General features: G+C 58.5%; 14 protein-coding genes. 6 read left to right on the forward strand and 8 right to left on the reverse strand.

Translation table 11 applies throughout. The annotated features are described in order from the left end of the window. Nucleotides 1-558 carry an exonuclease domain-containing protein gene (locus H2O65_RS06320; RefSeq protein ID WP_182140924.1) on the reverse strand — a complete coding sequence of 186 codons (558 nt, stop codon included), beginning with the start codon at nt 556-558 and terminating at the stop codon, nt 1-3. 147 nt (nt 559-705) lie between these two features. On the opposite strand from H2O65_RS06320, the gene H2O65_RS06325 reads away from it, so the two are divergent. From H2O65_RS06325 to H2O65_RS06335, 3 genes are read left to right on the forward strand one after another with little or no spacing between them, the layout of a single operon-like run. Then, nucleotides 706-1,047, forward strand: coding sequence for a DUF4342 domain-containing protein (locus H2O65_RS06325; RefSeq protein ID WP_182140925.1), 342 nt, complete (start codon nt 706-708; stop codon nt 1,045-1,047). A gap of 40 nt (nt 1,048-1,087) precedes the next feature. After that, entirely contained in the window at nt 1,088-1,519 is a 432-nt protein-coding gene (locus tag H2O65_RS06330; RefSeq protein WP_182140926.1) for a DUF6325 family protein, read from the forward strand. A 2-nt stretch (nt 1,520-1,521) separates the two neighbouring features. Further along, nucleotides 1,522-1,782 (forward strand): SHOCT domain-containing protein, encoded by a 261-nt coding sequence (locus H2O65_RS06335; protein WP_182140927.1) that lies wholly within the window; start codon nt 1,522-1,524, stop codon nt 1,780-1,782. 11 nt (nt 1,783-1,793) lie between these two features. Here the strand turns inward: H2O65_RS06335 and H2O65_RS06340 are convergent, their stop codons facing one another. From H2O65_RS06340 to H2O65_RS06360, 5 genes are all read right to left on the reverse strand, one after another. Beyond that, nucleotides 1,794-2,435: an N-acetyltransferase gene (locus H2O65_RS06340; RefSeq protein ID WP_182140928.1), complete on the reverse strand. Its 642-nt coding sequence runs from the start codon at nt 2,433-2,435 to the stop codon at nt 1,794-1,796. 46 nt (nt 2,436-2,481) lie between these two features. Further along, nucleotides 2,482-5,487 (reverse strand): glycoside hydrolase family 2 TIM barrel-domain containing protein, encoded by a 3,006-nt coding sequence (locus H2O65_RS06345; protein WP_182140929.1) that lies wholly within the window; start codon nt 5,485-5,487, stop codon nt 2,482-2,484. Next, on the reverse strand, nt 5,484-6,305 hold the full coding sequence (locus H2O65_RS06350; protein WP_259349468.1) for a carbohydrate ABC transporter permease: 822 nt from the start codon (nt 6,303-6,305) through the stop codon (nt 5,484-5,486). The genes H2O65_RS06345 and H2O65_RS06350 overlap by 4 nt, the downstream gene beginning before the upstream one ends. After that, the gene (locus tag H2O65_RS06355) at nt 6,298-7,263 is read right to left on the reverse strand and encodes a carbohydrate ABC transporter permease (protein ID WP_259349469.1); all 966 of its coding nucleotides are present in this window, start codon (nt 7,261-7,263) and stop codon (nt 6,298-6,300) included. The genes H2O65_RS06350 and H2O65_RS06355 overlap by 8 nt, the downstream gene beginning before the upstream one ends. A gap of 120 nt (nt 7,264-7,383) precedes the next feature. Then, nucleotides 7,384-8,697, reverse strand: a complete 1,314-nt coding sequence (locus H2O65_RS06360) for an ABC transporter substrate-binding protein (RefSeq protein WP_182140930.1) — start codon at nt 8,695-8,697, stop codon at nt 7,384-7,386. Nucleotides 8,698-8,951: 254 nt separating this feature from the next. Between H2O65_RS06360 and H2O65_RS06365 the strand changes: the two genes are divergently transcribed. Further along, on the forward strand, nt 8,952-9,992 hold the full coding sequence (locus H2O65_RS06365) for a LacI family DNA-binding transcriptional regulator (RefSeq protein WP_182140931.1): 1,041 nt from the start codon (nt 8,952-8,954) through the stop codon (nt 9,990-9,992). On the opposite strand, the gene H2O65_RS06370 is transcribed toward H2O65_RS06365, so the two are convergent. Continuing rightward, complete coding sequence (locus H2O65_RS06370; RefSeq protein ID WP_182140932.1) at nt 9,890-10,495, reverse strand: NUDIX hydrolase; 606 nt, start codon at nt 10,493-10,495, stop codon at nt 9,890-9,892. The two genes, H2O65_RS06365 and H2O65_RS06370, sit on opposite strands and share 103 nt — an antisense overlap. After that, nucleotides 10,495-12,681: an alpha-galactosidase gene (locus H2O65_RS06375; RefSeq protein ID WP_182140933.1), complete on the reverse strand. Its 2,187-nt coding sequence runs from the start codon at nt 12,679-12,681 to the stop codon at nt 10,495-10,497. Before H2O65_RS06375 ends, H2O65_RS06370 begins: the two co-directional genes overlap by 1 nt. A 122-nt stretch (nt 12,682-12,803) precedes the next feature. Here H2O65_RS06375 and H2O65_RS06380 point away from each other — a divergent pair, with 122 nt between their 5' ends. Then, nucleotides 12,804-13,382, forward strand: a complete 579-nt coding sequence (locus H2O65_RS06380; RefSeq protein ID WP_310649249.1) for a protein-L-isoaspartate O-methyltransferase — start codon at nt 12,804-12,806, stop codon at nt 13,380-13,382. A 150-nt stretch (nt 13,383-13,532) separates the two neighbouring features. After that, nucleotides 13,533-15,413, forward strand: a complete 1,881-nt coding sequence (locus tag H2O65_RS06385) for an HNH endonuclease signature motif containing protein (protein ID WP_182140935.1) — start codon at nt 13,533-13,535, stop codon at nt 15,411-15,413. The last annotated feature ends 1 nt before the right edge of the window (nt 15,414 follow it).

Genomic DNA, 15,414 nt, shown 5'->3' on the forward strand with positions numbered 1-15,414 from the left:
CTAGATCCTGGCCAACGCCGCCACGATCAGCCCGCACGCCTCCGCGTCAGATTCGGCGCGGTGGTGGTCAAGTTGGTAGCCGGGAACCAGAGCCTGGGTAACGGTCGGTAGCTTGTAGTTCTCAAGGCCCGGCACCAGGCCTTTCGCGGTGCGGTATGAGCAGTAGAAGTCATGCGGCAGAGTCGAGCAAGCGTAGAAGTCGTCCAACGCCTTCCACACTCCAGCATCAAAGGACGCATTGTGCGCAAAAACCGGGGAGGCCCCGCTGAACTGGGTAACCTGCTGCGAAACTTCCGCCCACGAGGGCGAATAGTAGACATCCTGCGCGCTGATCCCATGGAGGTAGGTGAACTGGAACATGTTGAACCCGGGTGGGGGTGCAAGAAGCGTTGCGAAACGATCCACAATCCGCCCTCGCTCAATGCGCACCATGGCAATCTGGCATGCCGATACTCGACTGGTGTTGGCAGTTTCAAAATCGACGGCCACAAACGAGGGCGTGGCGAGGACGGCGGCGGGAGCAACCCACTTGGAAGACGCGGGATAACGATTACGCATCCATTCATGCTACTCAACGGCAGTCGCCGCGCCTCTCGCCACCGCAGAAGCTGTTGATTACACTGAGATCTGCTACACAACCTTAAGGCAGACCTTGGATCTGACGTCGCCCGACCTCCAATCCACACCGCGAAGGAGCGCACCAAAATGTCCGAAAAAGACGGAAACACCTTCTCAGAGACCTTTACCGTTGCCACCGAGAACCTGGCAGACAAGATCAAGGAGCTTGTTGAGCAGGGCAACGCCCGCAGGGTCATTGTCCGCAATAAGAAGGGCAAGGAACTTGTCAACGTTCCACTCACCGGGAGTGCCATTGCCGGGGGCGCATTCGTCCTCGCAGCTCCCCTTGTTAGCGCAATCGGGGTCATCGCAGCCCTAGCCTCATCGGTGCAGGTGGAAGTGATCCGCGATGAGCCGACAACGCCTTCGGGAGCCACCGAAGAGACCATTGCGATCCAGTTGACCCCGTACGCCGAAAACAACGACTAGCCGAAGGCTTTCGCACTCACAGTGAAAGGATGGCCTAGCAATGGCCTCAGAAGAATTCTCAGGACCAGTCGACTACCTTGTGTTCGCATTTGACCAAGGCGCCGATATAGGTCTGGGTCTGCAAGCTCTGCTCGATCGCGTTGACCAAGGCATTATTGAGGTCCTTGATATTGAGCTCATCAGCAAGGATAGTGCGGGCCATCCCTCAAAGAGTCAGTTCGCGGATCTGTTGGACGTGACAGGTTTTGACCTTGGTCTCCTCGAAGGGGTCGACTCAGGAATCCTCGACGCTGAAGACATGGACACGATCGTCGCAGACTTACAAGATGGACAATTCGCGGTGGCGATTGTCTACGAAGATCGTTCGCTTGCAACCGCAGCCGAGGCATGGGTGCGGGCCGGAGGGGCTGAAGTCTTCTCTGGCGGAGTTGCCATTTCCGACCTCGACCACGCACTAGAAGAAAAGAGCTAGACATGAGCTTGCTACGCACAGCCGCCAGGGCTCACGTTGCAACCAGGGTAATCGGCAGCACTCACCGCCGCCAGCAGCAGCGCTGGGCGGCCCAAGATGCCGCAATAGCCGGAGTAAACCAGCCTGTCAAAGCTCAGAGCGCGCCGCCTCCTGCGTCACCGATGCTCGATCAGCTGGCACAGCTCGGGGCGCTCCGGGACGCAGGTGTCCTCACCCCGGCAGAGTTCGAGATGCAGAAACAGCGGATCCTCGCAGGAGGCTAACACCCAGGTGGTCAAACCAGGTCGGTTACCTGTGCACCCATGCGGTATGCGAGGACCTCACCAGATTCCGCAACTTCGCGTCCCAACTCTTCAAACCCAAGATGCCTGTAAAACGCCAGGGCGTCCTGGTTGGCTGCCCCAACACCAATGGAGAGACGCTGCACCCCCCGGTCACGCAGTGCCGCGGCAAAAATGGCGATCAGCGTGCGACCGAGGCCGTGTCCCTGGGCCTCAGGGAGCAGATCAATATGGAACTCCCCCGGGTACTTCCGCACGATCTCATTCAGTTGGTTTTCGGGGTGCTCACCGCGGCTGCGCACTTCAAGGTCAGCGCCAGTCCAACCGTCATCAACTGGGAGGAGCTCCTCAAACTTGGGAGCCCAGTCCCCCGCCCACCACTCAACAAACGCGGTGACGTTCGAGGTGCCGAGAATATAGCCCACAACATCACCGTCATTGGCATCGTCCTCGGCTGAATCCGCCACAACCACCCACGCCAAGTCCGGTTCGAAAACCACGTAGGGGTAGGCATAGATAGCGGGGAGCAAGTCGTCATTGGCATAAATCCCGGTTGCATCGTCACCGCTATCACCGGTCTGTACGCAGACTCTTCCGACACCATCCCAGTCCGCAGCTTCGTAGGGGCGGATCAACAACCCGCCCCTACGAAGGACATGCGACTCAGATACCACCGCAGTGCTACAGGAGGCCGACAAACCCGAACTTGAACACCATCTCCTCAGCCGGGATCAGGTATTCCTCGTGAGGACGCGCCCCCCATGTGTTGTCCCCAGCAACGCCGCGTCGCGCCAAAGCCGGACGAATCACGGTGTTGATGATGGGTGGCAGTTCGTTGTGGTGAGCAGCATTCTCGATCTCAAACGGACTCCAGTGCAGCGCTGAGAAGTCCATTGGCGCGTCGGTGTCGAACCGTAGGCCCCGCCCTCGTTCGTCCGTCACTTCAGCCCAGCGGACTCCGGTATGGTTGCCGGCTTCCTGAGGACGAAGGTACGGGGTCAGTTGGTCGGCAACTTTCTGTTCGTACACCCCAAGACGTGCGCCGCCGCGCCTATCCGAGTAGCTTTCATCCGGACCCTCGCCATACCACTTCAGTTCGGAAAGATCCGCGTCCGCAGTGAAGAGCATCCCGAACTCGGGTAGGTCACCGAGTCCCTCCCCCGGCTTCAGGGTCATCGTGACATCAATGTGTCCGGCGCCGTCCACCGCGTACTCCACGACACACTCGCTGGCTGGGATTGTTGGCAGCGCGTACCTGTAGGTAACTACCGCCAAGTTATCGCGCTCTTCCAGGGTCGGATTATCTTCCGTCCATGTGGACTTCGCGTAACGCGAGGCAAGCAACCACTGTCCGTCCTCGGCAGGTGCGCCCCATCCTCTTTCGTTCGAGGTCGGAGCATGCCAGAAGTTCGGCACCGGAACCGTCTTCAACAGGTCACGCCCGCCATCGCCCGTCAGGCCATAACGGTAGGACTGGATCCCGCCGTACAACCTTGAGAACGACACGGAGAAGTTCTCTCCATAAACACCGTAGTTGTGGATTCCTTCCACGACTGTCGGAGCCGGAGGACGGATGGGCTCAGGTGCGCCCTCGACCTCGACGACCCCCTTTTCGGCGGCGACCTCGAAGCCTGCGGGAGCCCACGGTTCATCGCTACGGAGTCGGAAGGACACGTCCACCGTGTACTCGCCCGGTTCGTTGGGGATTGCCACGGGGACTTCGTAAACCTTCGTCTCTCCGGGAGCGACACTGGTTTCCAGACCCGCCTCTTCAACCACTTCACCCTCACGCGACACGGTGACAACACAGTCGAATGCGTTGGTGTTGGTGAAGTTGTAGCGGTTCGTGATGGTGATTTCTGAGGGCGTCACCGTGCCGCGGATCCCCTGGTGCAGGTACTTGACCTCCTGCATCCTGGGAGTCGGTGAATGGTCAGCGAAGAAGATGCCGTTACCGCAGAACTCGTTGTCGTACGGAGCCTCACTGCTGTCCCCGCCGTATCCAAAGTACTGCTTGCCATAGCGGTCAGTCATGAGGATCGCCTGATCCGCAAAGTCCCAGATGAAACCACCCTGGTACAGCGGATCGCGGTCAGCCAGATCCATGTATCGATCCACTGCCCCAAAGGAGTTGCCCATGGCATGTGCGTACTCGCAAAGGATGAATGGCTTGTCGCGGTGCTCCTTTAAGAACTCTTCAACATCTGCGGCAGGCGTGTACATCTGCGAGTACATGTCCGTGGTCTCCGGGTAACGCGGATCCCAGTGGACGCCCTCGTAATGCACTGGACGGCTGTCAACGTCGCGGAAGTAGTTCGACACCGCCAAGATGTCGGTGCCACCAAATGACTCATTGCCGCACGACCAGATCACGATGCTGGGGTGGTTCTTGTCGCGCTCATACATGTTGGCGGCACGGTCAAACAGGGACGGCAGCCAAATCGGGTTATCCCCCGGTGTGGCTGTCTCGACTGGAAGTTCCCCGAACCGAACCTTGTCCCACAGTCCGTGGCTCTCGAGGTTCATCTCATCCATAACGTAGAAGCCGTACTGATCAGCCAACTCGTAGAAGAACGAGTTGTTCGGGTAGTGGCTGGTACGAATCGCATTCAAACCGGCCTGCTTAAGGGCGACCATATCGGCCTCAGTTTCCTCACGCGTCATGACGCGGCCCTGCAACCCGAACTCGTGACGGTTAACGCCGAAGAAGACGATGCGCTCGCCGTTTATCTTCATCAGTCCGTCTTCGATTCCGAAACGACGAACACCAATCTTCAGGGGAATGTACTCGAGGACGACGCCCTCGTCGTTGGACACCTCTACCTGAGCTTCGTAGAGGTAAGGGTCTTCGGCGGACCACAGGTGGGGGTTGGTCAGGGTAATGACGAACTTCCCGTCCTCGTCCACATCCAGGGCCTGCCCACCCAACCAGACAACGACGCTTCCTTCGCCCTCGACATCCGCATCAATCTTGATATCTGCGGAAGCGAGGTCGTCAGCAACGTCGACGCCGACGTGAATGTCCCGCACGTGGGTAGCCGGGTAAGTCCGCAAAATAACGTCGCGGAAGATACCGGAGAAGCGGAAGAAATCCTGGTCTTCCAACCACGAGGCCGAACACCACTTGAATACTTCGGCGGCCAATTTGTTCTCGCCCTCGACCAAAAGTTCCGTGATGTCAAACTCCGAGGGCGTGAAGCTGTCCTCTGCGTAGCCAACAAATGTGCCGTTGAGCCACAGGGCAATCGCACTCTCAGCGCCGTTGAAGGTGATGGTGACACGTTCACCGGGCTCAGGGGTGCGATCCAAAGAAAAGTTCTTCACGTAGCACGCCGTGGGGTTGAACCGCATGGGAACTTCAGGGACCTCTAGCTCTTCCTGGCCATCCCACGGGTATTGCGTGTTGACGTACTGATTGCGGTCGTAGCCCTCCATCTGAATGTGAGCAGGAACGCGAATGTCATCCCAGGTTGAGGTGTCGTAATCGAGTTTCTCAAACCCCTGCGGAACGCCGAGGGGGTTGCGAGAGTAGTGGAACTTCCAGGTTCCATCCAAGCTTTGCTCGTAACTGCTTCGCCCCCCACGCTGCTCTTGGAGGGATGCAAACCACCGATGGTCCGAATGAGGATCTAAGCGGTTGATTGCGACTACCTGCGGATCCGAAAGTAGCGTGAGGTCGAAGGTCATTTGACGGCTCCAATAATTCCGTTTGAGAAGCTTTTCTGAAGTACTAGGAAGATAACCATTGTCGGAAGGGATGCAATCAGGACTGAAAGCATCAGAACACCATAGTCGGTTACGTAGCCCGCTGTGAGACCTGAGGTCAACATCGGCAGGGTTTGGAATCTTGCAGGTAGGATCACCTTCGGCCACATAAAGCTATTCCACGCAGCCATGAAGGTAATAACCGTGGCAGCAGAGAAGGTTGGCTTCATCATTGGCATGTAGATGCGCGTGAAAATAGCGATCTCACCCAGACCATCAATGCGCGCTGCCTCCAGGGTTTCATGGGGGAAACTGCGTGAGGCCTGCCTGAACAGCAGAATCAGGAACGGCGTCGCGACCGTCGGCAGAACAACCGCCATCGTCGAACCCCAGAATCCCTTCAGCATCCCAAAGTCGGCAAACAGGGTGAACAGGGGAATCATCGTCGCAGCGAACGGGATCATCATCGCGAGGAGCAGAACCTTCATCAGGTTGTCTTTTCCGCGTGAATGGTAGATCTCAAACCCGTAACCAGCGATAGAACAGATGATGAGGGCGAGGACGGTTGTGATCACCGCGTTAATCGTGGAGTGCATGACCGCTGGCCACAATCCATGATTCGCAGTCAAGTTGGTCCAGTTCTCCATGAACGCTCCGCCTGGCAGCATGCGGGCAGCCAGAACATCCCTTGAGGTGTTCGTTGCGGAAACCAACATGAAATACAGGGGGAACAGAGAGAACAGAGAGAAGATGACCAGGAAAATGTAGCCCGGAGCCTTCCGGAGTGTCTTGTTAGTCACGCTTGTCACCAATCCTCATCTGGATAAACGCAAGAATCGCGACCAAAATCAGAATCGCGTATGAGATCGCTGAGGCATAGCCAAAGTTGTCGTTCAGGTTGAATGCCGTGTTGTACAGGTACTGCGACATCGACATGGTCGTGTTTGCGGGCCCACCCTTTGTCAGGTTGAACGGTTCATCGAACAGCTGCAGTGTTCCGTTCGTAGACATGATTGCCGTAAGAACAATCATGGGTTTGAGCTGCGGCACGGTCACGTACCAGAACGTCTTGATAGGCCCTGCGCCGTCAAGGCGAGCAGCCTCAAGTGTTGCCGGATCCACGTTCTGCAGGGCAGCCAAATAGAAGATCATGTTGTAGCCGGTCCAGCGCCACAGCAGACCAATGATGATGACAGCGCGTGCAGTTCCCGGCTGACCCAACCAGTCAATGTTGGAACTTATCAACCCGATCGACTTCAAAATGTTGTTGATCGTGCCGTCCGTTGCGAACAGGGTTCGGAACACCAGTGAGTATGAAACCAGCGATACGGCAGCCGGTAGGAAGATCGCGGTTCGGAAGAAGCCCTTGAACTTCAGGTTCGGATTGTTGAGCAGGTTCGCCAGCACCATCGCTAGGACCAGCATGATCGGAACCTGAATGATCAGGTAGATGAAGGTGTTGAAAAGCGTCAGTTTGAAGATGGGGTCTTGAAAGAGACGCGCATAGTTTGCCCACAGCGGCTCCCCCCAGGTCATTCGAGAGCCCTTGCCTGTCTGCAACGACAGGATGAAGGCCTGGAACATGGGGTAGAAGCTCATGATTGCTATGAGCGTGGCGGCGGGGATCAAGAAGGCCCAGCCGGTGAGATTTCTACGGGTTGGGGGTGACATCATCCGGCTCTCCCGTTCCAGTTCGGGATTACCTGTCCCCTTCCGAGAAAAGAGGGAGCGTTTCGCTCCGGTTTCAACTGCTTGCACGAGTCCAGCTTTCGTGTCAGGTTGTGGCGGTCTTCTACCGCCAATCTTTTAGATAACACCAGCGAAGCCGGTGAAGTTGATGGGCTGGGGAGGTTCACTCCCCAGCCCATCGAGAGTGCACTACTGCATTGCGAACTCAACCTGCTGCTGCGCGTTTGCAAGCGCGGTGTCGAGGTCTGCTCCGCCTAGGTATTCTGTCGAAGCAACACCGATAGCGTTGCGACCTTCGTAGTAGTAGGCGCCGGTGTTGTTGCTTGGCACCTTCTCACCAAATCCAACAACCATCTCGAAGATGGGCTGGTCGCTGAAGAACGGCTGTGGCTCCTGGTAGACAGGCGATGATCCCGCAGGGATCCAGTTCGTCACTGCGCCCGTCTCGGGGAGGATCGTGTCGAACAACTCTGTTGAGCCAGCAAACGTAGCCGCCAGGAAGTCCATTGCTAGTTCCTGGTTACCCGAGGACGAAATTGCCCATGATGACCCACCGTTGGCGGTGTAGTTAGTCGCACCAGCTACCCCGTCGAGCTTCGGAACGTTGGTGATTGCCCACTTACCGGACTGATCTTCAGCGGTTTGGATCGAGCCAACAATCCAAATGCCATTTACCGTGCCAGCAACCTCATCATTGACGAATGAACCGATGTATTCATCCCACGAGTTCTTTTCAATCATCACGCCGCTCTCGATGAGCTTCGCGTACTGCTCCAGGACGACCTTCACTTCAGGGGAGTTGATGGTCGGGTTTCCCTCAGCATCGAACAGCGAGGCGCCCGAGGACTGCAGCATCATCATGATGGTGTCAGCTTCAGCCCGCACACCGGAAAGGAGAGGCTTGCCCGTAGCTGCCAGAACGGCCTCGCCCTTCTCAATGAACTCATCCCACGTGATGTCAGTGAAGTCATCAATGGTTAGGCCGGCCTCCGCAAGAACATCGGTTCGAAGCGCGGTGATTGCGGTGCCCGAGTCAAATGGGACAGCGTAGTTCTCTCCATCAATCACGGAGTAGTCGACAACGGCCTTGGGGAACTCCGCGAAGTCAACTGGGCCACCAGTCATGGAACCGAAGATTTCCGGATAGTTGATGACGTTCTTCTGTGTGGCATTGTTCTGGATCAGGAAGATGTCAGGCAGCTCTTCAAGAGTGTCTGACATGGCCAAAGTTGTTAGCTTGGTCTGAAGGTCATCCCACGGCGTTTCAACGATGTTGAGCTTGAAATCAGGATGGTCCTGCTGGTAGATCTTCTCAGCTTCCTGCATTGCACGGATGTTGAATGCTGGGTCCCACGCCCAAACGGTGAGTTCGTTGCCGCCGTCACCGGACGCGTCGCCAGACTCGGACCCTCCCCCATCTCCTCCACCGCACGCGGCTAAACCAAGACTGAGCGGAAGGACAGCCGCTGCGGCAAGCAGAGACTTCTTGCGAATCGATTTCATACTCTCGAACTCCTTTGTTGAGTGGCCAGGCGCCTAACGGACGGCCAAGGAAATCCGCACGACAATCTTGCCGCGACCCATATCTTCCTTGAGAACCGTCCGAAATGTTCGGATGGCGTATGCACCATTGGTTGACACCACTGTCATTGGTAACGTTACCAACAACGTGGTAAGAATAACATTAGGTTCAGTTCGAACTGATAACAGTCTGGTAACGTAATCAGCCGCTGGTGAGATTTGGAGGGGTCCGGGTCGTGCGTGCCTCAAGAAAGTCCGGCTCCAAACAGAAGCCTGCCTCCCTGGGTGATGTGGCTCGCCTTGCGGGCGTTTCTCCGCAAACCGCATCCCGTGTCTCCACCGGGTCATCCCAAGTCGCACGCGATACAGAAGCGCGTGTGCGCGAGGCAATGGAGCAGCTCGATTACACCCCAAATCCCGCGGCACGCTCGCTTAGAGGTGGTGAATACAAGGCAATCGGGGTTGTGACGCAACAGGTGGAGCGCACCGGAGAATCTCTCATGACATCCGGGATAGTCAACGAGGCCGAGAAGCGCGGGTACACCGTGACACTGGTTCAAATCAGCCACTCCGACCCCGCCGAACTCCAACGGGCCGCAGACCGCCTTGCTGATCTCCCCATTGACGGTCTCATCATCGTCCGCATCGGTCACGTTTCCACAGGCCCAGTGGCATTGCCGCCACGGCTTCCAGTCACAGCATGTGACACAAAGATGTCGGACCAGTACCCCAGTGTTAATGCCGACGAACGGCAGGGCGTCAAGGATGTCATGGAGCACCTGCTCGAGCTGGGTCACACCACGATCGGCCATCTGGCCGGTCCCGCTGACTCATATCCGTCAGTAATGCGAGAAAAGGCCTTCCAACAAGAACTCAAGGATGCCAACCAACCAGAGGGAGTGGTTTGGCGTGGTGACTGGAGTATCCAGTCGGGATACTCCGCGGGTGCAGAAATCGCCAAGGATCCCGATGTGACCACTGTCTTCTGCGCGAATGATGAAATGGCCTTCGGCCTGCTGCGCTACTTTGAGGAGCATGGTGTACGCGTTCCCGAGGACATCTCTGTCGCAGGATTCGACGGCACCGCCCTCGCAAAGTTCTCCACCCCACCCTTGACCACCGTTGACCAGAACTTCCACCTCTTCACGAAGCGGGCGGTCGATCAGCTTCTGGCTCAGATACGGGGAACACGTCCCGTCACATTGGAGCCGGAACTGATTCCTGTATCCCTGGTCATTAGAGAGTCAACGGCAGCCAGGCCCGCTGTGATTCGCTGACCGAGCAAAGGAGCCGCGTTCGCTGGCAGAGCGCGGATGGGCCACCAGCGCACGTCCTCGCTCTCATCGCTGACCAGCACGTCCTCGCCCTCGGTCGCCTCGAAAGCGAAACCTACGTCCCAGTGCGCGCGACACTTCCCAAAAGCATCTGATAGTTCGTGCCGGTTAAGTTCCGCCGGGTATGGAAGCAGTGGTCGCAGGTTCGCAAGTCCACTCTCTTCCTTCACCTCACGGGTTGCTGCCTCCAGTAGAGAGTCATCCTCGGGCTCAATATGCCCACCAAACTGCACCCAGAACTGTCCCTTCTTATGGAAACACAACAGGACCTTTTCCCGGGTCAGATTGAAGACGAAGCCGCTGGCCGTGAAGTGTTCGCCGGAGGCTGTGCCGCGGTACGTGTTCGCAGGGTCCCGCGCGAAATCCAGGTACTCCTCGAAAAGAGCACCTGGATCCGCAGCTATTCCATACGCTTCCGTGAGCGTTTCGGCAACAGAAGTCCGCATCAGCTACTCAACTCCTTCGACTGAGCTCCCTCACTGGGCGTTGCAACGATCCTAAGCAGAATCACCTGTTCCGGGTTCAGGTCCGGGAAGCGGATACCACCCAGCCCCAAGGCGCTTCCAGTCAGGTGCAAATCACCTCCCCACCAGGGCACCTGCGCCCCTCCGTAACCAGCAACGGTCGCCTCGGCGCCCTCGGGAAGAAGCTCGGAGACCGTGTAACTGGCGGTTGCGTCAAGGCCAGGCAGGCACAGTGGCGGAGTTGGGCGTTGAGCCGAGGTCGCCACACGGGTGATCGAGTACACCGCTTCACTACGGTCGGGCGCTACGACACCGTGGACCCAGTAGCCGTCGTCCGGGTGGTCGGCGTGAACCACGCGTCCCGTGTGCAGAAGGGGGCGGATCTTCTTGTGAAAGGTCACCCAGGCAGCAAGTTCAGCGCGGTCATCGTCGCTGGCCTGAGTTAGGTCCCATTCAATTCCCATGTGAGAGAACATGGCGGTCGCAGCCCGCAACGTCAGGTTGAGGTTGCGCCCGGTGGTGTGAGAGACCTGGGAGGCAACATGGGAGCCGACCAGCTCCGGGGGAAGTAGCAGGGCCGTACCGGCCTCAATCAGGACGCGCTCTAGGGGGTCGATACAGTCCGAGGCCCAGATCCGCACGGCTCGGTTCATCATCTCGAGGTCGATGCGGCCGCCGCCGCCCGCACATGACTCAATCTCAAGTTCAGGGTGTGCTTCGAGGAGTGCTTCCATCAGTGCATACGTTGCTTTGACCTGGTCGTTGTAGACCGGGCGACCGGAACGCTGGGAAACCGCTTCGTGCATGTCGCGGTTGAAATCCCACTTAATGTAGTCGATCGGCGTCTGGTCCAAGACGGCCAACATCTGGCCACGCACATGCTCAAACGCTTCCGGGTTTGTTAGGTCAATGACCTGTTGTTGGCGTGCCTCTATGGGCATGTGGGTCGCTGGTTTGAGGATCCATTCCGGGTGGGCGCGGGCCGCATCAGAGTCAGGGTTGATCATTTCCGGCTCAAACCACAGGCCAAACTGCATCCCGTTCTTATGGACCGCGTCCGCTAGTGGGGTGAGTCCGTCCGGCCAGACGTCCTCGGAAATCACCCAGTCCCCCAGTCCTGCGGTGTCGTCACGGCGGCTTCCAAACCATCCGTCGTCGAGGACGAAACGCTCAGCACCAATCTGTGCCGCGGCATCCGCCAACTCAAGCAGGCGGGGAAGCGAATGATCGAAGTAGATCGCCTCCCAGGCGTTGAAGGTTACCGGACGTGGGGCGGCGGGATGGTTCGGGCGTGCGCGCAGGTAGTCATGGATGCGCCCAGCGGCCTCGTCCAACCCCTCCCCCCAAGTCGCGTAGATCCACGGTGACGTGTAGGTTTGCCCGGCGTTGAGGCCCACCTCACCTGGGAGCAGGAGTTGGCCTCCCATCAGAGTCTGGAAACCAAGGGTGTCCTTCTCAGCCAGGCTGCGGGTATTCCCCGACCAAGCGACGTGAATGTAGTGGACGGACCCGCTGCGCCAACCCGCGCCGTTCGCGCAGGTTCCATGAATGGAAGAGGCCGCGTGACCGCGGTTCATGTGGAGAGCTTGGGCGTGCGTCCCAATGGTGAAGTCGTGGGTTTGGATGTCTCGCTCCCGCAGGTGGTGGCCCGTCTGGTCGATCACCTGGGTCTCCGCGCTCGGGGTTGGAAGAGCCAGAAGTAGCGAGTCAAGTGCGTAGCCGTCCTCGCCGATGTTGGTGAGCTCTGCGCGGGTGCGAAGAAGCCCGGAAGGGGTGAGTTCCAACATTGTCACCAGTCGGACGTTCGACTCTGCGTCGACGGAATCAAAGGTGATTGCGCGACTTCCGTTGTCGAGGTCGTCTGTCGTGGCGGACAGGGTTTCAAAGAGGGGGAAGAGGGCGATCCCACCGCGGGAGCCCACCAAACCTGGCGTACCAGACCAGCCCTCACTTTGTTGCGGACACAAAGATAGTGCCGGAGCTGTGTCTGCAGTTGAGCCGTAGGTGTAGGGAACCTGCGCCGCGGCAAAACTCTCCAGCTGGACCTCAGAAAGCTCCCCCACGGCCGGACCCCAGTAGAGAACCCGAGGCAACCCGAAGCGAGGAACATGGGCAATCAACGAGGTTCCGCCGCAGATCAAATGGTAGTTCTCTGGTTTGGGAGCCATTTCTGTCCTCGAATCCTCTGAATGTGTGTACGGTCCAATCCCGAACATGCTTACGGGGAGCAATATAGCCGGTTGTGGCAGGTGTCCAACTCCCAGCGGTAGAGTCGGGGTAATTCCCAGCGCTGCAGAATGGAGGGATGGTGGACGATGCACTCGCTTTCGCACTAGTTGGGGCGCCTCGCGAACTATTTCTTCCTGCTGGTCAGCGTGCCCATGCCGATGCCGATGTTCCCCTACCCATTGGCTACGGCGTCACCAACTCTCAACCAACTACCGTGTTTAACATGCTTGAACTGCTGGATGTGGCCCGCGGTGCGCGCGTCCTCGATGTCGGTGCCGGATCGGGTTGGACAAGCGCCCTGCTGGCTGAACTGGTCGGGGAATCGGGAGAGGTTTATGCGGTGGAGAGAATCCCGCAGCTGGTCGAGCGTTCCCGAGAAGCGCTCGCACCGTGGCCTCAGGTTGAAGTGCACCAATCCGTCGAGGGCGTCCTCGGCCTTCCGGATCAGGGCCCGTTTGATCGCATTCTGGTCTCTGCGATGGCGCGGGACCTGCCACGGGAACTGGTCGACCAGTTGGGGCCTGGAGGCGTGTTGGTTGTTCCCGTCGCATCCGTGATGGTGGCCGTCCGCAAGGATCCTGAAGGTCGGATAACCTCCAGTAATCACGGCTTTTACAGTTTTGTTCCGCTGATTCCGTGACTCCCCCACGCCCCCGTTTTTGTGAGGTGGGTCACTGTTTGGTGTGGGGGTGGTGGTTTTGGGGGGTTGATGTCGGAGGGTCCTCGTAGGGTTGGTTTATCGAACAGGTGTTCTACTTGTTCGGTGCGACTTCTACGGGGGGTGATGATCTTGACCAGTCCTATAGAGGGCATCGTTGAGGGCAGGGCGATCCCGGCGGCCAGCTTCTCAGCCGGACCTGCAGCGGACGTTCCGGCGGGTTTGGTTGGGGTCATTACTGATTTGGCCGCGGTGGGAGCCGGTTTACCGGCGATCACTGACATCATGGGGGCGCCCAACTCGCAGGTTTTGGAGTTAGCCCAGATTACTGCCGTGTTGGTCAAGCGCTTGCAAGCCATTGGTACCGGGTGTGCGGGAGTTCTAGATCAACGTTTGAAGAGTGGGGCCCTCCATGGTGGGGCCATGGCCGGATTCACCGGGGGCGCTGCACTGGTACGGGACCTAACCGGTTGCAGTATTACCGAGGCCCGCGCCCGCCTCCGCCTCGCCGAAGCAACCCTGCCGCAAACCCACCCCTCCACTGACCCTGGCAGCTGCAATGACCTCGCTAGCAACGCTGCTGGCAGTGGCAGTGGCCCTGAGGTTGGCAGTGGCGGTGTTCCGGTGCGTGGCGCAACATTTGAGTTAGTAGCCTCCGCCCTTGAAACTGGGGGGCTTAGTGAAGCAGGCGCCCTCCGCATTGTTGACACTCTGACCCAACATGACAAACGCGGTGGCACCCACACCTGGGACATGGAAGGTCAACTAGTTGGAACCGCCCTCGGCCTACCAGGTGACAACCGCAACTACCACGATGTTGCCCAACACCTCCACAACAACAATCTCCCTACCAGAAACACCCCTACAACCACCGGCACTGACACTGACACCGGCACTGGCGCCGGCACTGGCACTGGCACTGGCACTGGCACCGGCATCGGTTTGGGTCCTGCCAGTGTGGGTTTTAGTGGCGCTCACCTAGATGAAATACGTCGCGCCTGCAGCCAAGCAGCCGACCTCTGGGACCCCCGCCAAATAGTTGAAGCCGACTACCACACCACCAGTAAACGTTTCCTCACCATCGGCCAAGAAGCACACGGACTCATCCCCCTACGCGCCAACCTCACCCCAGAAATCGCCGCCCACCTAGAAACCATGCTCAACACCATCACCTCCCCCAGAACACGCCACCACTGGGACCCCACCAACCAGGCCAACAGCAGCGACAACGCCCATAGCAGTGGCGACCAGGCCCACAACAGCAGCAGCGGCCCGGCCCGCACCCACTCCAGCAACAGTGGCGACCAGGCCAGCAACAGTAGTGACAATGCTGGTGGGGTTTGGGATCAGCGCAGCCCCGCACAAAAACGCCACGACGCTTTCGCCTCCATCATCACTGTTGCCTCCACAGCCGCCACCCACACCACCAACCTCATCAAAACCGGTCAACCCGGCACCCCCCTCCTGGGAGGATCAGGCACCGTAGTCATGATGCAAACCAGTCGCCAAGCCCTACAAAACCGGCGCCCCGGCCTCATCCACACCAACCAAGGCCCCCTCACCATCTCCAACCTCGCCATCGAACACGCCGCCTGCACCGGAGCCATCCAGTTCTACGCCACCGACCCCCAAGGCAAAATCACCGAACTAGGCAACACCCAAAGAGTCTTCACCAACCACCAAAAACGCGTCATCCTCGCCCGCGACGGCGGCTGCATCATCCCCGGCTGCGACACCCCCGCCCAATGGTGCGAAGTCCACCACGTCACCCCCCACGCCCAAGGCGGTAAAACCCACACCGACAACGGCGTCCTCCTCTGCCACGGACACCACCGCCACATCGAACACGGCCCCTGGAACATCCAAATGAAAAACGGGCTCCCCCAAATCAAACCACCCCACTGGAAAGACCCCACCCAAAAATGGCAACCAACCACACGCGTCCTCCCACCCCAAACCAGCGCGCCACCAGACCAAACCAGCGCGCCACCAGATAGACACTGGGCGGCCTAGG

It is taken from the genome of Schaalia sp. JY-X169 (assembly GCF_014069575.1).
GTDB lineage: Bacteria > Actinomycetota > Actinomycetes > Actinomycetales > Actinomycetaceae > Scrofimicrobium.